Annotated in this window: 19 protein-coding genes; 9 read left to right on the top strand and 10 right to left on the bottom strand. The window is 51.4% G+C overall.

The features are described 5' to 3' along the window. Positions 1-257 precede the first annotated feature (257 nt). Complete coding sequence (locus KOI40_RS14110) at positions 258-920, top strand: TetR/AcrR family transcriptional regulator (RefSeq protein WP_216098171.1); 663 nt, start codon at positions 258-260, stop codon at positions 918-920. Between the two features lie 48 nt (positions 921-968). On the opposite strand, the gene qhpE is transcribed toward KOI40_RS14110, so the two are convergent. The 4 genes from qhpE to hmpA form a co-directional block, all read right to left on the bottom strand. Next, the gene (gene qhpE / locus KOI40_RS14105; protein ID WP_216098170.1) at positions 969-1,637 is read right to left on the bottom strand and encodes a subtilisin-like serine protease QhpE; all 669 of its coding nucleotides are present in this window, start codon (positions 1,635-1,637) and stop codon (positions 969-971) included. Between the two features lie 5 nt (positions 1,638-1,642). Beyond that, positions 1,643-3,319, bottom strand: a complete 1,677-nt coding sequence (locus tag KOI40_RS14100; RefSeq protein WP_216098169.1) for an ABC transporter ATP-binding protein — start codon at positions 3,317-3,319, stop codon at positions 1,643-1,645. A 168-nt stretch (positions 3,320-3,487) separates the two neighbouring features. Then, positions 3,488-3,859 carry a VOC family protein gene (locus KOI40_RS14095; protein WP_216098168.1) on the bottom strand — a complete coding sequence of 124 codons (372 nt, stop codon included), beginning with the start codon at positions 3,857-3,859 and terminating at the stop codon, positions 3,488-3,490. Between the two features lie 171 nt (positions 3,860-4,030). Continuing rightward, positions 4,031-5,203, bottom strand: coding sequence for an NO-inducible flavohemoprotein (hmpA, locus tag KOI40_RS14090; protein ID WP_216098167.1), 1,173 nt, complete (start codon positions 5,201-5,203; stop codon positions 4,031-4,033). 157 nt (positions 5,204-5,360) lie between these two features. Between hmpA and norR the strand changes: the two genes are divergently transcribed. Continuing rightward, a complete protein-coding gene (gene norR, locus KOI40_RS14085; RefSeq protein ID WP_216098165.1) occupies positions 5,361-6,917 on the top strand; it encodes a nitric oxide reductase transcriptional regulator NorR in 1,557 nt (518 codons plus the stop codon). A gap of 26 nt (positions 6,918-6,943) precedes the next feature. Here the strand turns inward: norR and KOI40_RS14080 are convergent, their stop codons facing one another. Further along, positions 6,944-8,047 (bottom strand): extracellular solute-binding protein, encoded by a 1,104-nt coding sequence (locus KOI40_RS14080; RefSeq protein ID WP_216098164.1) that lies wholly within the window; start codon positions 8,045-8,047, stop codon positions 6,944-6,946. Positions 8,048-8,369: 322 nt separating this feature from the next. Further along, the gene (gene bamJ / locus KOI40_RS14075) at positions 8,370-8,846 is read right to left on the bottom strand and encodes a BamJ family beta-barrel-assembly machinery protein (RefSeq protein WP_304504225.1); all 477 of its coding nucleotides are present in this window, start codon (positions 8,844-8,846) and stop codon (positions 8,370-8,372) included. A gap of 114 nt (positions 8,847-8,960) precedes the next feature. Here bamJ and KOI40_RS14070 point away from each other — a divergent pair, with 114 nt between their 5' ends. Beyond that, positions 8,961-9,599 carry a glutathione S-transferase gene (locus KOI40_RS14070; RefSeq protein ID WP_216098163.1) on the top strand — a complete coding sequence of 213 codons (639 nt, stop codon included), beginning with the start codon at positions 8,961-8,963 and terminating at the stop codon, positions 9,597-9,599. Between the two features lie 139 nt (positions 9,600-9,738). Next, positions 9,739-10,482, top strand: coding sequence for an endonuclease (locus KOI40_RS14065; RefSeq protein ID WP_216098162.1), 744 nt, complete (start codon positions 9,739-9,741; stop codon positions 10,480-10,482). 430 nt (positions 10,483-10,912) lie between these two features. Here the strand turns inward: KOI40_RS14065 and KOI40_RS14060 are convergent, their stop codons facing one another. The 3 genes from KOI40_RS14060 to KOI40_RS14050 form a co-directional block, all read right to left on the bottom strand. Further along, positions 10,913-11,281 (bottom strand): amidohydrolase family protein, encoded by a 369-nt coding sequence (locus KOI40_RS14060; RefSeq protein WP_216098161.1) that lies wholly within the window; start codon positions 11,279-11,281, stop codon positions 10,913-10,915. Between the two features lie 109 nt (positions 11,282-11,390). After that, positions 11,391-12,875, bottom strand: coding sequence for a Na+/H+ antiporter NhaC family protein (locus KOI40_RS14055; protein ID WP_216098160.1), 1,485 nt, complete (start codon positions 12,873-12,875; stop codon positions 11,391-11,393). Between the two features lie 131 nt (positions 12,876-13,006). Next, positions 13,007-15,322: a TonB-dependent receptor gene (locus KOI40_RS14050; RefSeq protein WP_216098159.1), complete on the bottom strand. Its 2,316-nt coding sequence runs from the start codon at positions 15,320-15,322 to the stop codon at positions 13,007-13,009. A 186-nt stretch (positions 15,323-15,508) separates the two neighbouring features. Here KOI40_RS14050 and KOI40_RS14045 point away from each other — a divergent pair, with 186 nt between their 5' ends. From KOI40_RS14045 to KOI40_RS14035, 3 genes are all read left to right on the top strand, one after another. Continuing rightward, the gene (locus KOI40_RS14045) at positions 15,509-16,372 is read left to right on the top strand and encodes a helix-turn-helix domain-containing protein (RefSeq protein ID WP_216098158.1); all 864 of its coding nucleotides are present in this window, start codon (positions 15,509-15,511) and stop codon (positions 16,370-16,372) included. Between the two features lie 181 nt (positions 16,373-16,553). Continuing rightward, a complete protein-coding gene (locus KOI40_RS14040) occupies positions 16,554-17,330 on the top strand; it encodes an enoyl-CoA hydratase/isomerase family protein (protein WP_216098157.1) in 777 nt (258 codons plus the stop codon). A gap of 58 nt (positions 17,331-17,388) precedes the next feature. Then, positions 17,389-18,750, top strand: a complete 1,362-nt coding sequence (locus KOI40_RS14035) for a phenylacetate--CoA ligase family protein (RefSeq protein ID WP_216098156.1) — start codon at positions 17,389-17,391, stop codon at positions 18,748-18,750. Between the two features lie 53 nt (positions 18,751-18,803). Here KOI40_RS14035 and KOI40_RS14030 read toward each other — a convergent pair whose 3' ends face one another. Then, positions 18,804-19,274, bottom strand: a complete 471-nt coding sequence (locus KOI40_RS14030; protein WP_216098155.1) for an Lrp/AsnC family transcriptional regulator — start codon at positions 19,272-19,274, stop codon at positions 18,804-18,806. Positions 19,275-19,437: 163 nt separating this feature from the next. On the opposite strand from KOI40_RS14030, the gene KOI40_RS14025 reads away from it, so the two are divergent. Both KOI40_RS14025 and KOI40_RS14020 read left to right on the top strand, forming a co-directional pair. After that, complete coding sequence (locus KOI40_RS14025; RefSeq protein ID WP_216098154.1) at positions 19,438-21,072, top strand: aminotransferase class V-fold PLP-dependent enzyme; 1,635 nt, start codon at positions 19,438-19,440, stop codon at positions 21,070-21,072. A 3-nt stretch (positions 21,073-21,075) separates the two neighbouring features. After that, on the top strand, positions 21,076-21,825 hold the full coding sequence (locus KOI40_RS14020; protein WP_216098153.1) for a sulfite exporter TauE/SafE family protein: 750 nt from the start codon (positions 21,076-21,078) through the stop codon (positions 21,823-21,825). Positions 21,826-21,833 lie beyond the last annotated feature (8 nt).

Genomic DNA, 21,833 nt, shown 5'->3' with positions numbered 1-21,833 from the left:
TAATGGATCGGCTGAACAATCGTCCCAGAAAGACAAGGGGCTGTCGATCACCAAACGAATTATTTATGGGGCAGCGAGTGGATTTGCTCGCTGCGTAACGGAATTGCAGTTATTACTTGAAACTGCGCAATAAAAAACTTGATCTAAGGATCATTCAGCAATAAGAATTGATCAATCGTCCTAAATTTGTCTCCATGAAATATACGGTTGGGAAGATCAGATCATGGAGCGTTTCAAGATAATAAGAGAGATAAAACATGAAAGAATTCAAACAGTTGCACCGGCCAGAAACAGGGACCTACCTGAAAGGACAAGAGCGTATTGAGAACATTTTGCAAGCCGCTACCGACATTTTGATCAACCATGGCTACGCTGGATTAAGCATGCGAAAAATTGCTTCAAACGTAGGCATCACCATAGGCAACCTGCATTACTACTACCCCACGAAAAAGGATTTGATCACCAACTTATTGGAAAATGTCATTTCAGGCTATCTGGAATACTTTGAAACCATCCGCAAGCAACAGGACAAATCTGCAGAAGATCGCTTGCTGGAAATCATCACTTTTATCATTGAAGACATCACAACGCCGGAAACCACAAACTTCTTCCCCGAGTTATGGGCCATGTCCAATCACGACAGCGTTGTGGCAGAGCGAATGAATGATCTGTATGGAAAAGCGAGGCAGGATATTAACGCTCTGGTGGCCGAATTGAATCCCAAATTAAATGATGATGAACGCACACAGGTTTCATTATTCATTTCGGCTTCAATGGAAGGATTGACGCCGTTTATTGGCAACAATAAGCCCTTCCACCCACTGGCTCAAAATATGATTAATATTGCTAAATATAGCTTTCTGAACCTAGCCAAAAACGCAGACAGTAAATTATTGGCCTCCGGGAAATTTACTCTGTAAGTAAAAACTGAGGCATCACAAAACACACTGCAACGCGTATGAAATGGATCAGAGTCTCGGAACAGGATGGAGCGCCTTACCCTGATATTGGCAGCGCTCAGAAAAGTGGTGTACCACCTGTCTGACAGGAACCCCTTCGACCAGGTAGCGAGCCAGTGATCCACTCACATAGGCCGCTGCAATACTGGCTCCGCCCTCCTGCCTGAAATCCTGAGAGTCTCGACACAGATAAGCACAAGCACCAAATTCAGCCTGAGGTGTGCCCAGGAAAGAGAACTCACCCGGTCGGCAACGAATATCTGCCGTTACACTGATTACCCTCGGATAGCTTGCAGGAAACACCCCCTTCCCACGGGCTGGGGACGAAGCCACCACCACCACACCTTCTTGTGCCGCCGCCTCAACCGCATACTTTAGACATTCACGATCATGAGGCAAACCCAGACTCAGATTAATCACCTGTACGCCTTGCTGAACCAACCAGTCAATACCATCGGAAACCGTTTGTGCGGTGGTCACCGGGCGCCGGTCAAAAATTTTTCCGATGACAAATTGAATATCATCAGACTGTTGATTGATGACTCTTGATATCAAGGACCCATGCCCCAGAATATCTGCAGGGCTATGGTCTGCCCCCATGACAAAGGAGTGACTCTGAACCACTTTAGATTCAAGCTCAGGCGCCACTCCACTGTCCAAAACTCCTATTTTTACCATGTCGCTCACCGTGCATTACTGGATCGGAGCTGGCCATTTTCCAGTCTGAACCATTGATCCGCATCCCTCAACGGTCCCGCCTGATGACTAATCACAATACGAGTACAGTGGGAAAACAACTGATCCACGCTATCAATAATAGCCCGCTCGGTTTCCTCATCAATGCTTGCGGTTGCTTCATCCAGGATTAACACCCTTGGCTCCTGCAGCAAGGCTCGGGCAATGGACAAACGTTGACGTTGACCTCCAGACAGCAGGCGCCCTTGCTCGCCAATATGGCTCTCATAACCTTCAGGCAACTGGCGAATCCACCCATCCAATTGGGCCTGTTGGGCTGCCTGAATCATGGCTTCATCACTGGCCTGCGGGTTGGCAAATTTAATATTCTCTGCAATAGACCCCGCAAACAAGATAGTTTCCTGGCTCACCACAGCAACATACTGACGAAGCTGCATCAGAGACAAATCCCGCAGCATTATACCGCCGAGAGAAATAGACCCGACATTGGGATCCCAGTGCCGATGCAGCAGATCAATAATTGTTGATTTCCCGGCGCCAGAATCCCCGATAATTGCCACCTTATTGCCTTCGGGTATGGTTAAGTTCACATCCTTTAATACCGGCTGTGCTGCTTCAGGGTAAGAAAAGGCAACATTTCGGAACACTATGTCTGCCGGGCTTTTTTCATCCAGAAACTTCGGGCTTTCGGGCTCTGTCACTGCCGGTGCTGCCTGCATCATTTCACTGACACGATCCAGACTGACTTTAGCCCGGCGACTCGCCACATACAGCCCCAGCAATGTTTGAACAGGCCCTGTAGCCCTGCCAAGGTACATGGTGAATGCCATCAATGTCCCCAGGGTAAATTCACCTTGAATCACCCAATACCCCCCCAAAAGAAAAATCAAAGAGGTGTTGATGACCAGCAACAGGCCTGGTACTCCAGACGTTGTGTAATTGAGCAAGTTCAGTCGCAACAAGTTCTTAAGATAGCCATCACTCAGACTGTCCAGCTGGTGCTTCTGACGCTCCTGAGCATTGGTCGCCTGAATGAACTTCATCGACGACAAGGTCGACACAAAAAAGTCTCCTAACTTACCCGTATGCTCACGAATGACGTGTGTCTGCCTTTCGATACGAGGTCGCATGTAGCTTAAAAACACCAATTGCACCGGCAACAACACAAACGCAAACAGCGATAAGACGGGGCTTAGGCTCACAAGAAGAATCAGACTTCCCAGCAGTGCCAGCACCCCATTAAACGATGCCAGCAAACCATCCGTCGCGAACCTCTGGATTTCTGCCACATCACCATTAATACGACTTAACAGATCTCCCCGCGATCGTCGGGCATAAAAGTCAGGCGACAATGTTTGCAGGTGCTGATAGACAGATCCACGAAGCGAAAATAAAACTCTGGCAGACAATTGAGTGTAATAATGCTGATTAAAACCACCCAGCAGGCTGGAACAAAAACTGAGAAGCACCATAGCCGCGCACAGCCACGCCAACACAGTGAAGTTCTGCGCGATCAAGCCATCATCGATCAGCAGCTTGGTGATCCAGGGTTGCAATAAAGACAGGCCTGTCGCCACCACTGACAGCAACAGAACCCCAATGACTGACATACGATGTGGAGTGACAAAACTGAAAAGCCAGCCGAGATTACTAGGTTGAGACATAAGGCATCTACAATGGGTCGTTGTCCACAGTATATGAGCTGAACCAGATACAGACCACCCATACTGATGAATATATAAAGGCATCCCAAGCAGATAACAAAAGACATAAAAAAACCGGCTTTAGCCGGTTTTTTTATGTGCTGTTTTCAATCGTGCTCGAATCGATGTTTAACCAAACACGAAAAAAACCAGTTTGTTGCCATCCGGATCACGGAAATAAGCACCATAGAACATATCCGGAATACGCTGACCCGGCTCACCTTCACTGGTAGCACCCAACTCAATGGCTTTCTGGTACAGCTTGTCCACCTGCTCTTTGGATTCCGCTGGCAGTGCCACCATTGTGCCATTACCGGCGCTTGGAGCCTCTTCGTTATAAGGAATACACACGGAAATCATAGGTTCTGCCATGGACTTACCGATCATGGCGATACGACCACCATCAAACTGTACTGTTGCGCCAAAGTCAGACAGCAGGTCACAGTAAAAGGCCTTGGCCTTCTCCATATCACTAACACCTAATGTTACGTAGCCGATCATTATCTCTTCTCCGGTAATTATGTAGCCGCTGTTTCAGCCATAATGACTCAAACAGCGGATGCTGATCATAACAATCTCTCACCCCAAAAAGCCACAGGGTATAGAGCCTGTTAACTCTACCGTTCAAAAGTTAAAGAAGATTGACTGATTCCCGCGCCCTCTAACCAAACCTTACAACTCCTGCAGAGGCCCAAAGAATTCATAGCGAACCTGATTCTGTGGAACGCCCAACTCTCTGGCAAAACCGTTCACAGCCTGCATAAAAGGCTTGGGACCGAGGAAATAAAAGTCAACATCACGATCTTCCGGCAATCGCTCCTCCAGCACTTCGCGATTCAGAAACCCCTCGTAATGCGGCTCATCGCTTTGCTGAGGTTTTTCATAGACATAACAGGTTTTCAGATTTGAGTGTTTTCCGGTCAGTTCATCCACCTGAGCCTTAAACGCGTGATGGCTGCCATTGATCGCACTGTGAATAAAATGAATATCACGACCACTGGCCACTGCGGCATTGAGCATGCTCACCGCGGGTGTAATACCCACACCACCAGTCACCAGAAAGAGTGGACGCTGGCTGTCTTGCAGCACAAAATCGCCACAGGGTGCAGTCACTCGCAGTTCACTGCCCACTTCGACCCGACCATGAAGGTAGTTGGATACCCGACCACCCTCTTCTCGTTTTACACTGATGCGTAACTGCTGTTTGCCTGGCGCATCAGACAGACTGTAGTTGCGGCGCACGGTTTCACCGTCAATGTCCAGAATCAGGGTGATGTATTGTCCCGGAGTGAATTCGATCGGACCCTCGCCTTCTACAGGCTGCAGGTAGAAGGACGTAATCACATCACTCTCCTGAACCTTCTTTACAACCTTGAACACTTTATCGCCAACCCAGCCACCGCAACGCTCACGGTTGGCCTGATAGATATTGGCTTCCACACCGATCAGGATATCCGCCAACTGCTGATAAGCCGCTCCCCAGGCGTCAGCCACCTCTTCGGTAACCGCTTCACCCAGAACCTCACCAATGGCGGCCATCAGACACTCGCCCACAATGGGGTAGTGTTCCGGCTGGATCCCCAGTGAACAGTGCTTTTGTGCAATCAGACTGACCGCATCGCCCAGAGCTTCCAACCGTTCAATATTTTTGGCGTAAGCCACAACCGCATTCGCCAGCGCCTGACGCTGCGCACCCTGAGCCTGGTGCGTCTCGTTAAAGAAGGCTTTCACCTCCGGATAGCGTTCAAACATCAGCGGGTAAAAACAATCGGTAATCTCGCGCGCATGGGCTCCCACTGCGGGGACGGTGGCATTGATAATGGCAATTTGGTCGTTGGTTAACATAGCCTTTCCTTTGCAAAAGTGATTGTGTACACCTGAGTGATAACAACATCTGTGCCAGCTTTACCCCTTTGATTTCAGTGGGCTACAGCAAACCTAAGTCAATTTGACAACAACTTACTTGTTGTCAAATAAACCTCTTCGAGGTACTTTTGACATCATGACTATTGAACACTATATCGACGTAATTGAAGATCTGGCCCAGCAGCTCCCCAGCCAGGAACGCTATCAACGATTGCTGCAAGCCATTCGTCAGGCCATTCCCTGTGATGCCATAGCACTTCTGAAATTGAACCACGACAACCTCGAGCCCCTGGCCTTTCAGGGGCTGTCTCCTGAAGCCCGTGGCCGGCGATTCAAGCTCGGACAGCACCCGCGACTGGACCAGATACTTTCCAGTCGCCATCTGGTCCGCTTCGACAGCGATTCAACACTGCCGGACCCCTATGACGGTCTGATTGAAACCCCGGACCATCAACTGCATGTGCATGACTGCATGGGAATTTCCCTGCACATCAACCAGAAACCCTGGGGAGTGATCACACTGGACGCACTGCGCCCCGGCCAGTTCGACAACGTCGATCCGCAGCAACAGCAAGCGGCCATCGCACTGACCCGCTCAGTAATCACAGCAGTACAGCGCATCAATCTGCTGGAGAAACAACTGAGCCACGGTTACGACGTGACCGCTGAACTGAACCGTGACCTGAGCGGCAAGGACATCATTGGCAACAGTCCGGCAATGGCACAATTGCTCAAAGATATTGAAACCGTGGCCCCCACTCCGCTGACGGTATTGATTCAGGGAGAAACCGGCGTCGGCAAGGAAAATATCGCTCACAGGCTGCACCTGCAGTCAGATCGATTTAATCAGCCTCTGGTACAAATCAACTGCGCGGCATTACCCGAAACACTGGCAGAAGCTGAACTGTTTGGTCACACAAAAGGTGCCTTTACCGGAGCCGACAAAGATCGCACGGGTCGTTTTGAACTGGCAGACGGGGGCACCCTGTTTCTTGATGAGATCGGCGAACTCCCATTACCCACTCAGGCCAAACTTTTGCGCGCCTTACAGGAAGGCGAGATACAAAGAGCTGGTAGCGACACCCCCATACAAGTGGATGTGAGAATCATTGCCGCCACCAACCGGGATTTAAAAGAAGAAGTCAAAGCGGGACGCTTCCGCGCCGATCTGTACCACCGGCTGAGTGTTTACCCGGTAACGGTGCCCCCGCTTCGCGAGCGGGAACAAGACGTGCTGATGCTGGCAGAATTTTTTCTGGAGCGAGACCAGCACCGACTAAATCTGCGAAAGCTGACACTGGATCGAGCCGCCAAGCGGGCACTGATGGCATACACCTGGCCCGGTAACGTCAGAGAGCTGGAGCATCTGCTCAGCCGGGCGGCACTTAAAGCTGGCAGCCAACAAAAAGGAATACACAAAGGTAGCACCGGTACAAAAGGGATTGTGACCATTCTACCCTCACATCTGGGTCTGGAAATCAACACTGACCAGCAAGAGCAACCGGCAACGGCTCAACTGACACAAACGCTCGAGAGAAACCTGAAAGAAGCTACCGAAGACTTTCAACGGCAACATATCGGTCAAGCACTGTCGCTGACCGACAATAATGTCTCGGCCGCCGCACGTTTGCTGGGCGTAGACCGAAGCAACCTGTTGCGGCTAATCAAGCGCCTGGACATTGAGCACCGTTAAACTCATTCAGGCGCGCTGAAAATCACTCAGTCCTGAAAACGCTTCACCACCAGACGGGACCAAAGCTTCTCACGCAGCTCCAGGATTTCAGCATCCTGGGCGTAGCTCATCCAGGTGTGAGAGATCTTCTCTGGCGGCATATAAATATTGGGATCACTGGTCATTCTTTCATCCACAAGTGAAGTTGCCTGCTCGTTGGCATTGGCGTAACGGGCATAGTTGGAGACCTTCGCAATCACATCCGGACGCATTAGAAAATTGAGGAATTTGTGCGCGTTTTGCGGGTGTTTGGCGTTTGCCGAAATGGCCAAGGTATCGACCCACAGTGCCGTGCCTTCCTGGGGAATCACGTAATTGAGTTTCACATTGGAGTTCAGTTCTTTGGCACGCTCTCTCGCCAAATCCACATCACCACTCCAGGCCAGGGTGACACACACATCGCCACTGGCCAGCTGGTCGATGTAGTCACTGGAATCAAACGAAGAGATATAGGGACGAATCTTTGCCAGCAGGTTGGCAACCTGGTACTGGTTTGCACGTTTTTGGCTGTTGGGGTCATACCCCAAATACTTCAGGCTGATATCAAAAATATCTTCCTGGGAGCCCAGCAAATTAATTCCACAATCTGAAAACTGCGCCATAAACGCCGGGTCAAAAAAGCTGCCCCAGGTCGCCAGAGCTTCCTCACTGCCCAGCTGTGAACGAATTTTATCGACGTTGTAGCCAATGCCTACGCTACCCCACAAATACGGGATGGCATACTGATTGTCAGGATCATAAACCGCCAGTTTTTCCAGCAGGTTTTTATCCAGGTTATTCATATTGGGCAGCCTGGAAAAGTCCAGCGGCAACAATGCTCCCTTGCGGGCATGCATTGGCAAGAATTCGCCACTGGGACCAATGATATCCAGCTCCCCTGATGATGAAGCCAGTTTTCGGTTAAGCTCTTCGTTGCTTTCGTAGGTCTGATAATTGACCTCAATGCCCGTTTCGCGCTCAAACTGTTGCAGCACTTCGTCGGTGATGTAATCCGTCCAGTTGTAAACATTCAGAACCGGTGCTTCGTCTGCATGAGCCATCAGCCCCATCGCACTCAAGAACACCGCCAATCCCAGACGCATCAACCTCATAATCTATTCCTCAACTTGCATAACTTACCCCAACCATCAGGCGAGGACTAAACCCGAAGGATTATTCTAGATATGAAGTAATGGCTCAAGCCTTAATTGAGCCTCTGGCGAAGAAAAACAGGAAAGCACCGAAAGATTGAAAAAAGCAGGGAAAATGCTTCAAACAGGGGCGTATTGCTGCGCACTAGCAGGATTTAACCGATATAAAGCCATGAAACACGCACAAAAAAAGAGCCTGCTACCCAACCGTAGACAGGCTCTTTTTCATAACAGGTCAACGCTGCGGGCAACGGATCACAGCCTGCCCACCAAAACTGACTGATCAATTAATACCCAGCAGCTCCACATCGAAAATCAACGTTGATCCCGGAGTGATCAATCGACCTGCGGCGCGATTACCATAAGCCAGCTCACTGGGGATAAACATGCGAACCTTTTCACCCACGGACATCAATTGCAGCCCTTCTTGCCAGCCCTTGATCACCTGGTAAACCCCAAACTCAATGGGCTGACCACGCTCTACTGAGCTGTCAAACACCGTACCATCCAGCAAAGTCCCATGGTAATGCACGGTTACCTTATCCCTGGGCCCCGGTTTATCGACACCATTCCCCTCTTTGAGGACAATGTACTGCAGACCGGATGCCGTCGTTATCACGCCGTCTTTGGTTTTGTTTTCCTGCAGAAAGGCGGCCCCCTGCGCCAGATTTTCTTTCCACACATCCTTGCCGGCAATAGCGCGCTGCACCACAAAGATCACCAGAAATGCGACCATGACTGCCGCAACTATTTTCATCATAACTCTCTCCAGATATAGACCACCCAATAACGGGGCATGTTACTGCAGATCCTGCCGCTGACCTAGGCCTGTGTTACCATTGCATGGTTCTAATCCTCAACCCGCTGTTTTGATATGTCGTCTGAATTACCCATCCTCTACTCCTTCCGTCGCTGTCCTTATGCCATGCGCGCCAGACTGGCCATCGCCTACAGTGGCGTGCTCGTAGAGCACCGGGAAATCCTGCTGAAAGACAAACCCGCAGCCATGCTTGAGGCCTCCCCCAAAGGCACGGTGCCCGTAGTGGTTCTTGCTGACGGCACTGTGATCGATGAAAGTCGCGATGTGATGATGTGGGCCCTGCAACAGAGCGATGGAGACACCTGGTATTACGGCCTATCCCCCCAGCAGCAGACTCTTATCGATGACTGGATCGATACCAACGATCATCAGTTCAAGCCATGGCTGGATAAATACAAATACTCTGTAGGCTACCCCGAACACCCCGCAGAACACTATCGCAGCCACTGCGAAACCTTTCTTGCCCAGCTCAATCAGCAATTGGGACAGACCGCTTACCTGCTCGGCGACAGCGAAAGCCTGGCCGACAATGCCATCTTCCCGTTTGTTCGCCAGTGTGCGTTTGTCGATAAAGACTGGTTTGACGCTACAGACCACGTACATCTGCAACGCTGGCTGCAGTACTTTTTGGATTCGTCTCGTTTTCAGAGAATTATGGTCAAACACCCCCTTTGGAAACCTCTCAACCTCTAACTGCCCCAGCTATTTATTGAAAATCCACTGAAGGAAGACCTGAAAACGTAAACTGATCCGCTAAATGCAGAACAGAACATTGAACACATGCTAAAGTACCAATACCATTGGCGCATAAATCTACAAGAACTGGATGTGCATGCGTCAATTACTTCTTCCCCTTCTTTGCCTGATCTGTTGCCAGGCATTTGCTACTGGCAATACCCATAACGAATCCTTCAGCAAAGCCAAGCGCTTGCTACTGACTGAAGTGTATTTGGGTCGCAACAAAACCCTCTATTGCGATGCTGACTACACACTCGACAAACAGGTCATCCCTCCTCTGGGTTTTACCACATCCAAACAATTGAGACGCGCCAAGCGTATCGAATGGGAACATGTGGTGCCCGCAGAAAACTTCGGTCGCAGTTTTGCCGCCTGGCGCGAAGGTGATCCTCAATGCGTCACCAGCAAGGGAAAACCGTACAAAGGCCGCCGCTGTGCAGAGAAAGTTGTACCGGAGTATCGTCTGATGCAGGCGGACATGTATAACCTGTTTCCCGCCATAGGCGCGGTCAATGCTCTGCGCAGCAATTACACCTTTACCCTGCTGCCCCACGCCTCTGCCAGTTTTGGCAGCTGCGCGATGAAGATTGAAAACCGAAAAGCAGAGCCGCCGGAGTCTGCCCGTGGCCGCATCGCCCGCACCTACCTCTATATGGATGCCACCTACTCTCACTTTTCCATGTCACGGAAAACACGGCAGTTAATGGAAGCCTGGGACAGAATGTATCCAGTCGCCCAATGGGAGTGTGATCGCGCCAGTCGCATTAAGGCCCTGCAGGGCAACAGTAATCAGATTATGGAGAAAGCCTGCGGCAACTGGGTTGCCAATAATCCCTGAGGAAAGCACTGACAAGAACGCACTGAGAGCAAACTTCAGGAGTTTGTCACGAATTTGCCACGATAAAGCCTTGAGACTTTAAACACCCTTCGGGCGGCTTCGGCGGTCTTGATTGCTTTGCAATCAATCGACCAATTTGGCAGGATCAAATTGGGACTTCGAAGAAGCCCGAAGGGCGAGGCGCATGGACGCGCCGAATCCACCTGATGAGGGTCTTACCGAATACTCTATCCAGCTGAGCTACGGATGCGTTGTAGGGAGCGGACACTAAGGAAGCTCGGCACGGGAGTCACGTTAAATAAGACAGTTACTTCAGAAAATCGTTGCCTCACCACTTTAAAGTCCATCCATGTATTTAAAGCATACTCAAACCCGAGTGACTTATATAAAATGAGCGCCGCTATGGACAGAGTTCACGGTTCACGGTTGATTACCGTACCCAAGTTCCATTGGACATAACCCTTTCAATAGCTCTCAGATTAGAAATATCCTGCAGTGGATTGGCACGCAGCAAGATCAAATCCGCCTCCATGCCCTCTGCAATCTGCCCTTTGCTATCTTGCAAGCCAAAAAAGTGGGTCGGCTCGATGGTCGCCGCATAGAGCGCTTCTTGAGGTGAAAACCCCTTGGCAACAAGTAATTCCAATTCTCGAAGCAAGCTTTCACCCGGGATATTCAAACCGATAGGGGTGTCCGTACCCGCAGTCACAGGCACGCCCGCGGCATGTATCTCTTTCAGTATTCGATCAAGGTGTATGAAAAATGGTACAAAACCAGGATTAAATTCACCGCGCTTCATCCTCTCAAGGCGAGCCTGCCATTGTTGCTAGCCGCACCTCCATCGCGATCAATTGCACGTAGGCGCCGGTGTCGTACAAGTTGCAGCGCTCCACTTCCTTCCGGGTGAATTACTTTTCAGGTATGGCCTGTGCCGGGGCAGCGCTCACGACATCACTCGCCACCGCACTGCCGTCAGGTCCTTCAAATTTCCGACCATAACCAGTGATAACCGCAAACAACATCACCACCCAAATTATCAGTGGATAAAAAGTGCTGTAAATAAAGTCGGTCGGCCCCGGTACCTGCAGGTATGGATAGAGCTCCAACAAAGGGGTAATGGTCATGATCATAAACAGCGGCCAAATATGCCATGGCACCACAAAGCTAAAACTGTTGGCTACGCCATCGAGAAGGTTGGCGCGCCGACAGGGGTGGAGATTCTGAGCGCGACCCAATTCATCAAAGATAGGACCGGCCACCACCGTCACTCGCGCCACCAAGCCAATCAGCACAAAATTTAACAGCCAACCAATACCAAACAGCGTCAGCTCCGTGGATCGTGGCGTTTTACCCAGTTTGCTTTTCAGGCTGGTAACAATCGCTTCCAACACACCGTAGGCTCGCATCACACCGTAGGCGCCCATCATCAGCAGGATCATCACAACGGTCTCCAAATTTTGCACCACACCTTCAACTACAATGCCCTTGAGCTGTCGGCCTTCCACATAAAATACCTGGTGCCAACTGATCAAGTCAAAGCCGATCGCCAATAACAAACCAGCCAAAATGCCGTAGGTCAAAGCCTCAAATACGGAGCGCCCGGCAATGGCGGTAATGATCACCGCCAACATCGGCAGCAGCATAATCAATCCCATGGGATTGGCTTCACCGACCATGCTATTGACCGTGTCAATGGCAGGCTGGGCGGTCAAGCTGCCAACGATGACATAAAGGACACAACAGACAAGAAAAGCCGGAATGACATAGCGCATACGCGCCCTGACCACCTCGCCTACCTCGGCACAGCGATCCATTGATTTATAATGTTGGGTGCCGCTGGAAATGATGGTGGTGTCCGACACCGGCGCAAAGTGATCGCCGGTAGCGGCACCACTGAGAATCGCACCAGCAGCCACGACCGGATGCACCCCAAGCGCTACGGCTCCAGGAAACAGTACCGGAGTCATGATCAGCACAATGCCCACCGAAGTGCCCATGGCCGTTCCCAGCACGGAACAAACCACATAAATAAACAGTGCAAACAAAGCCGGACCGACTTGCAATTGTCCTGCCAGCCAAATTAACCCTTGGGCCAACTGAGCTTCGACCAGCAACTTGCTGTAAATACCGACAATAAGAAACAGAGCGAATACCAGCAAACCGGTTTGATCACCCAGGGCGTGAGTAACCTGGTTCCAGTACTCTTTTTTTCGCTTTGCCAAAAGCGACCCCAGCATCAGTCCAACAACCCCACCGGCAATCATGATATCCGTAGACAAGACACCTTTCAGACTCAAGATAATGGCGGGAACCACCATTATCATTAGTGGGACACAGGCTGCCCAGCGTGTCAGGTAAAAGCCACCTAAGGCTTTGGGGCTGGATTTTTCCATATAACTTACCGGGTATTAAACTGAAGCCCGATTTGAACCGGGAGAATAAAACAACTGGATGGAGCTACCAAGCCAAGCCTAAACCCGGTAACTGGCAACTCCATCATCAGTTTGATGCGTCTTACCTTACATTACCAGTTGTAGGTAAAGGACACTCCCCAGGTACGAGGATCACCATAGAGGGTATGCATTCCGCGCAGGCCATTATCACGCATCAAGCTACGATAGCGCTCATCGGTCAGGTTCTCGACAAACAATATTGTTTTCCAGCTACCGTCGGTAGAGCCAACTTCGGCACGTACATTGGTTAACGTTTGTTCGGGCTCGGTCAGCAGAGCATCCTCCAACGGGTTGGTGACCAGATTCAAATCCCTTTCAGAGCGATAACTGATTTCCAGCTGCAGGCGACCGTATAACGCATCGGTCAGGTCCTGCTCGTACTGTCCCAGAAAGTTCGCGCTGACACGAGAGTAATTGGGCGTATTGGTACCCTCAATAGAACTTTCGGTCAAGCCGGGGATAGTAGCACTGACCAAATCACTATCCACAAGTGTGGAGTCGGTATAACCAAGTCCCAATTGCAAGCTCAAGGCGCGCGTGGGTTGGTAGGTCACATCCAGTTCGGCACCACTGGCCTCGACGTCCCCGACATTGGTCAGACGGGTCACTGCTACGCTGCCACTGGTGTCGGTGGCGCTCTGCTGCACATCGCTACGGTCATAGAAGAAGAGTGAACCGTTCACCCGCAGCTGGCCGTCTAACCAATCACTCTTAAAACCAGTCTCATAGGCCAGAATGGTTTCTGAGTCATAAGACTCATACTGGTGGGGTTCAGTGGCAAAACCGCCAAAGAAACCTCCGGTTTTAAAGCCTTTAGACACGCTTGCATAAACCAACAGATCCAAGCTTGGCGTCCACTCCAGCGCCAGTTTGCCGCTCACATCCTCAAAGCTGCGGGAATCATCCGCCGCCAGGAAAGGTACCAGACCAAACGCTGGTATGTACAAATTTTCCTGACCCGTAAAGGATTTTTTAGCATCGGTGTAGCGCATCTCGCCGACAAGGTTCCAGTCGTCGGCAAAACGCCACTCTCCGTGGCCATAAACGGCAAGAGCCTCAGTACTCTGTTCGTAATTCTGCTCGAGCAGCTCAGCGCCATTGAAGGCCACCGGCATTAAACCGTCTTTACCCAAAGCAATTGAGGCTTCGGTGAGTTCATCCTCGGCATAGTTGATACCGACGACCCAACTGACAACGTCACTGCCTTCGTATGCCAGGCGGAATTCCTGCTGCCAGGCATCGATTTCGGTATTGTAATCGGAATGGGAATGCTCAATGGGCAGACCATCCATGTCGGTGAAGCGACGATAATCAATGCCATCGTAGGCACTGATTGAGGTCAGAACATAGTCGCCAAAGGAAAATTGAGCGTTGAGGCTGGCGCCCTGCCACTCATTGTCCAGAAAACCGCCCATGTCAGAGGCTGAATCGTAATCACCCTGGATACCATAGTCCGAAGCTGTGGCGTTGTTGTTGTAGACACAATCGCCGTTCACACCTTGCCCTGCCAGCACGGAATCACACAACGTCTGCGTCAGGGAAGACAACCCGACATTTGGGTTAAAAGCACCCAAATCGGCGAAAATACCTACTGGCTGCATTAACGGCAATTCGGACTGGTCGGCACCGCCGTGTACTTTGAACAGCAGATCCACATTATCTGTGGGGTTGAAGCTCAGCATGGCGCGAGCAGCCCAACGATCTATTTCGCCGTGATCGAAGCCACCGGTCACACTTTCAAATTGGCGATCGTCACTCTCTTCCCAACGGCCACTGACCCGCAAAGCGCTTCTGTCAGACAGGGGCAGACCGACAGCGCCTTCCAGTTTGCGGCGGTTGAATTTGCCATATTCGACATTGGTATAACCATTGACACCGTCCTCAGAATCGGGACGCTGGGAGATGATTTGCATGGCTCCGGAGATGGTGTTGCGGCCATAAAGACCACCTTGAGGTCCTTTCAACAGCTCAACCCGTTCCAAATCAAACATGGTGAAATCGGCAGAAACCACTGAGGTTTGATAGACGTCGTCCACATAAAATGCGGTTGTGGGACTGTCGTTAACACGGAAGTTTTGCAGTCCGACACCACGCACAATCACAATGGGAACTCCCCCTCCGGAGACGTTGAGGGAACTGACATTCGGGATAACACGAGCCAAGTCCTCAGCCTGGGAAATCCCCTGATCCCGCAGGGACTCACCGGAGATAGCCGAGACTGCCATGCCCAAGTCCTGTGAACTCTGGGCCCGTTTCTGGGCAGTAACAACCACTTCTTCAATGCTCCAGGTCTCACTGGCAATGGCACTGTGTATTGCTGAAGCCAAGAGGCTTACCCCCAGGAAACAGTGTTTCAAAGAGTACCCCTTTAATGGTGTCTTGGACATGCGCAAATCTCCCGATTACTATTCTATTTATTGGACAAAGTCTTTTGAGGATGATCGGCATTGTCTGCAACAGGAGAGCAAGTTACCATGACTTTGAAAGTCCGTTTTAGTCTGGAAACGGCTATTCTCACTGACTGGTCCACACACATGTAGACCTAGAGGTGGGCATAAATGACTGGAGACACTATGACAGCGCCCAAAAAAACAGCGGATGAGAATGATCACAGTATACATTTTGGTCAACTTTTGCGATTTTGGCGCAATGTCCACAAAATCAGCCAGGAGGAACTGGCAGCCCGGATTGATTCCGCCAGTCGCCACATCAGCCGTTTAGAAAAAGGCGCGGCCCAGCCCAGCAAGGATATGGTCATACGCATCGCTGACGCCCTGAATCTGGGCATCAGGGACACCACCAACCTGTTGTTCTCCGCCGGCTATATCAACCTCAATCACAGTTTCAACCTCACTGATCCGGAACTCTCTCACCGGCGGGAGGAAATTGTCATTGGCCTCAAAGCGCTAGACCCGAATCCGGCTGTGGCTGTGGACATGTCGGGAGACATCCTCATGGTCAACAAAGCCTGGGTCGGGTTTCAAGCACAACTGGACACCAAGGGTACGCTGGGCAAATCGAAAAACCTTTTTGAATTTCTTTTCAGTTATGTCGAAAGCCAGAATCTCGATCAAGATTGGGGGGGAACCCTGTCGGTTCTGATGCTGTCCCTGCAGCAACGGTTGTACTTTCACGGTGATAAAGACAACAAGATCAGCAGGCTATTAGAACAGCTACAAGCTTCTCCATATCTGCCGGACAACTGGCAACAACAAGCCGCATCCCGCTTCCCGGGACTGACCTTTCGGTTTAATGTGATACTCAACAACAAACCACAAAGCTTCCTTATCCACTCCTACATTGAAAACCTGCTCGGGCCACTGGCCTATACCGCTACCCCAGACATTTTAGTATCTACATTTTGCGCGGAGGACGCTACGCTGGAACTCCCCAACTTTGTCAATCACAACCTCAATCACCCTCTCTTACACTATTGATTTTTCACTGGGTTACAGACCCTGAGCCTTTCTTGCAAAGCCGGTTTCAATTCGACGTTTATCCCCCTTTAAGCCGCTCAACCAATACCCGACTTTTCAAGTCATGGTGAGTTATGGGTGCCCCGGGGATAATCCTACAACGCAAAAAATACCGACTCCAATAACTGCAGGAAAATTAATAATGTCAGTAGTAACCTACGAACTCGATCAACACGTGGCTGTCATTACGCTCAACCGCCCGGAAGCGATGAACACTTTCAACCCTGAAATGTACCGGGAATTCAATGCCGCCACCGCCCGATTTCGGGATGACAATAATGCCTGGGTGGCTGTCATCACTGCTGCAGGGGATAAAGCGTTTTCTGCCGGCGTAGACATCAAAGCTCTTGAAGCTGCCAGCAAACAAGGCGATGCCACCGAATTGGCGTCGGAGTTCGACGTCGAACTGGAAGGTGAATATTTCTGTGACAAACCCATCATTGCTGCGATCCAAGGCTACTGTATTGGTGAGGGATTAAGCATGGCACTCGGTTGCGATTTGCGCATCGCCGGCGAGAGCGCCCGCTTTGCGCTGCCGGAAAGCAAAATCGGTATTCCGACGATCAATGCCGCCATGCACGGCGCGCGTATTATGGGTGTCGCCAACGCCCTGGAACTGTTGCTGATGGGAGAACAGCGTGATGCTGAATGGGCCTACCGCACGGGCTTGGTCAATCGGGTGGTCGCCGATGACCAGGTAAAAAACGCCGCGCTGGAGTGGGCGCACAAAATTGCGGCATTGAGTCCATTAGCCAACCGTATCACTAAAGAAATGGCCGTCAAGAGCTTCAGCCGCAGCTTTTCAGAAAATGCCGCTATCGGCGTCGAAAAGCGTAACCTCATGTTGGACAGTCATGATCTGCATGAAGGTCGGCGCGCCTTTATCGAAAAGCGTAAACCAGAGTTCATCGGCGCCTGATTCGCGGCGACATAACGATAACTCCAACCCTTTACCGATACTTGAGAGTGAAATTTCGATGACCGATGCCTCCTGGAAGACACCACAGCGACTGGATCTGAATCATCCTGAGCTGAAGAAAATGCAGTTTGAAAAATTAAAAAAACAGCTGATTCGTGTCTACGAACAATCCCCATATTATCGGGACAAATTTGATCGTGCTGGAGTCAACCCGCACGAGTTCACTTCCCTGGAACAATACAAAGACTACCCCCTGTTCGATAAGTACGAGGAGCGGGAAAGCCAGGCAGAATCCATGAAGCAATTCCAGCACCCGCTGGGTATGCATCTGACCTGCGACATCCGTGAAGTCAATCGTATGAGTGCTTCCTCGGGTACCACAGGGACACCCAGTTTTCAGGGGCACACCGCAGGGGATCGGGAAGTCATTGCCCGAAACTTTGCCCGTCTCGCGGAGATGTGTGGTCTGAAGCCAGGTGACAAAGTCATGATGGCGGGCGTTATGAGCATGTGGGTCGCGGGTATTCCCACGGTGGATGCACTGTTGTCTTTTGGCGCTAACGTGATTCCGATTGGCGGCCTTGTCGGTACTGCCAAGGTAGCCGAGATGATGCAACTCACGCGTCCACACCACATGGTGTGCACCCCGTCTTTTGCTCGTCAACTGCTGAAAAAAGCACGTACTGAACTCGACATTGACTTAAGTCAGCTGGGGCTTCAGTCGCTGGTGGTTTACGGCGAGCCTGGCGGAAGCGTGCCAGAGATTGTCAAAGAACTGTCAGAAGGTTTTGGCGGCGCCGAGATCTTTGACATGAGTGGCGGTACCGGATGCCTGAACCCGATTTTCAGCCAGTGTCGAGAGCACGACGGCATGCACTTTATTTCACCCGACAGTGCCTACATCGAACTCTATGACCGCAACACCAACACCGTTCTGCCCTGGGAAGATGGCGCCGAGGGTGAGTTTGTCTACACCGGTCTGGATCGGGAGTGCGGGCCATTGATTCGCTTTATGGACGGCGACAAAATGCGAGTCAAAATGACCCCGTGCCAATGTGGTTTGCCGGGTATGCGTTTCGATATTTTGGGCAGAGTTGACGACATGCTGCTGGTCAAAGGCGTCAATGTATTCCCCACCGCTGTGCGCGATCTGGTAATGAGTTTTGAAGACGAGGTCACCGGTAACATTCGTATCGTAAAAGACTCGGAATCGCCTGTAATTGAGCCCCCCATGCAAGTGAAAGTTGAGTGCAAGGGCACATTCAGTGAATCCAACCAACAAGACCTTAAAGCCCGCCTGGAAGACAAAATCCAGCGTCAATTACGCTTCCGCGCCGAAATTACCCTGTTTAATGAAGGGGAACTGCACATGGAATACGGTGCAACCGGCAAGGTAAAGTTGCTGGAAACCCGAAACTGACAAATTGCGCGCCTGCGGGTTTTGACAACCCGCCGGGGCGCAAACGGTTACCACTACAGATCCTGCATATGCGACAACGGCAGCACCGTTGTCTGCTTCATCGTCTCCATCACAAAACTGGAACTGACATCAAACAGGTCTGCCTGAATCAGTTGCTGATACAAGCGATCGTAGTCCGGCATATCACTCACCACGGCCTTGATCAGGTAATCCAGATCGCCACTCATTCGACAAACCTCCAGAATCTCAGGGATGCCAGCCACCACCTCGCGAAATCGCTCGGACCAGGCAGCGTTATGCTGATTGGTACGTACCGCGATATATACCATCAGGGGCAAATTGACCTTATCGGGATTGAGCAATGTGACCCGCTGACGAATCACTTCAGCCTCTTCGAGCTTTTGAATGCGACGCCAACAAGCGGACTTTGAAATGCCGACCCGCTCGGCCACCTCCCCCACGGACAAGCTGGCATCCACCTGCAACAGCTCCAGAATCTGGCGATCTTGTTGATCAAAATTCATAAGAACAACCCACTCAAGAATAATTTTCCATATTTTAGCACCTTTATGAAACTTCGTTCCGATAAAGAGCTTTATATCAGGACAAACAGAGACAATGTTTCAGGCCAACCCACGTAAGATTTCACCCCAATAAACACCTGAAAATATTGTTTGAAGAGACCTCATGTCAGAACTGATCAATGCCATTCGCCAGGCCGTTATTGGTGAAAAAACCGCAATACGCACTCCGTTCGGACTCAAGCCGCTGGTATACGCGGATTACACGGCCTCAGGTCGTGCACTGAGCCTGATCGAAGACACCATTCAACACGGTGTACTGCCCTACTACGCCAATACCCATACCGAAACCTCGTTTACCGGTGCACAAACCACCCGGCTAAGAGAACAGGCGCGGCAGCAGATTCGGTCAGCCGTCAACGGCACCGAAGACGATCAGGTAATCTTCTGTGGTCCCGGAGCCACCGCTGCCATCCACAAGCTTATCGATATTCTCAACCTTCGCCTGCCGGCCGACTTGAACGATCGCTACGCCCTACTCGATCAAATTCCAGAGGACGAGCGCCCTGTGGTTCTGATCGGCCCCTACGAGCATCACTCCAACGAATTGCCGTGGCGCGAGAGTATTGCCGAGGTCATCAGCATTCCTCTTACAGGTTGCGGCCAGCTGGACATGAAGACTCTGGAGCAGGCCCTGCAGAGGGTTCAGCAACGGAAGCTGGTGATTGGCAGCTTTTCCGCCGCCTCCAATGTCACCGGCATCAAGACCGATGTAACAGCCGTCAGCAGTCTGCTGCATCGTTACGGTGCTCTGTCCTTCTGGGATTACGCCGCTGCCGGTCCTTATGTGGGTATTGATATGAGCGACAAAGACGCCATCTTCCTGTCACCACACAAATTTATCGGCGGGCCAGGTACGCCGGGTGTGCTGGTGGCCAAACGCAAACTGTTTTGCAATCGGGTGCCAGCGGTACCGGGTGGCGGCACGGTGATGTACGTCACCCCGGAAGACCACCGTTTTATCGACAACCCAGAACGTCGCGAGGAAGGCGGCACCCCGGCCATTGTAGAATCCATTCGAGCTGGACTGGTGTTCCGCCTGCAGCAACAGGTGGGAACCGACTTCATCGAAAAACGCGAAGCGGACTTTGTTGAACGAGCCGTGGCTCGCTGGTCCCAGCACGACAATATAGACATTCTGGGAGCCATCGATGTGCCGCGCCTGTCCATTACCTCGCTGCGCATTCGTCACGGGGAAAAGGATCTGCATTACGGCTTTGTGGTTGCCCTGTTGAATGATCTGTTTGGCATTCAGGCTCGCGGCGGCTGCTCCTGTGCCGGCCCCTATGGACACAGCCTGCTGGGTATGGACATGACCTACAGCAAAGCACTTGAAGAGCAATTGCTGGCAGGCCATATGGTGCTGCGTCCCGGCTGGACCCGTCTTAATTTTAACTATTTTATCGACGAATCCACCTTTGATTATCTGGTATCTGCTGTGGAATTGGTCGCCGAACACGGCTGGCGCCTGCTGCCCTATTACCAGTTCGATCCCAAGGCAAACATCTGGCGCTACCAGGGACAGCCGATGAACTTACCGTCGTCGCTGGTTGATGTGGACTTCACTCGCAGGACAATCCAGGCACCGGACACCTGCGAAACGCCATTGTCGACTTGTCTCGAACAAGGTCGCGAGCAGCTACTGGCAGATCGATCGAACGCCACCACCTATGAATTAATCCTGGCGGATGAACCAGAACGCCTGCGCTGGTTCGTCCGGCCTCAGGATGTGCAGCGCTGATTCATGGCGCTGCTAATTTTGACCGGCCTCTGTGTTGGCCTGGTGCTGGGTTTAACCGGGGCCGGCGGCTCCATACTCGCGGTACCGCTGTTGTTGTTGACCCTGGACCTGTCACTTAATGACACTATCGGCATCGCTCTTGGAGCTGTGTGTGCGGCTGCCACCATCGGCGTTCTGCAGCGGTGGCGACAACGCTCTGTAGACCCGGTAGTGGGTGTCATGCTGGCACTTTCTGGCATGGCCACCGCACCTGCCGGCCGCTGGCTGGGCATGCAAATTCCCGAAACCTTACTGATGACGGCCTTTGCGGTCCTGGCCGGATTTCTGGCGTGGCGTATGTGGTGTGGTTCCTCAGTTCCAAACTCCAGAATCAACAGCAAACACAACGTAACCTCTTCCTGGCAGTTGTTTGTTATAGGAGCAGGCTGCGGGTTGTTGTCCGGCTTGTTTGGCGTTGGTGGTGGGTTTGTGATTGTACCGGCGCTGACGCTGTTGCTGGGCATGAGCATGCAGCGAGCCATTGCCACTTCATTGCTGGTGATTGCCATGATCAGCGCCAGCGGCTTTGTGTTTCAGCTGAGCTATCAGAAAACAGCTGTCACGCCCCTACTGTTATGTGTGGTGGGTAGCGTTGCAGGAATCACTCTCAGCACATTGCTGGCCCGTCATATACCGACGGAAAAATTACAAAAACTTTTCGCACTCAGTGTTGCAGGTCTGCTCACCGCAACCGTCAGCAAAATGCTGAGTTAATTCAGGAG

Origin of the sequence: Pseudomaricurvus albidus (assembly GCF_018863235.1) — a bacterium.
Taxonomy (GTDB): domain Bacteria; phylum Pseudomonadota; class Gammaproteobacteria; order Pseudomonadales; family Cellvibrionaceae; genus Pseudomaricurvus; species Pseudomaricurvus albidus.
The sequence above is the reverse complement of the archived record's forward strand: the minus strand, read 5'-3'. Positions and strand labels throughout refer to the sequence as shown.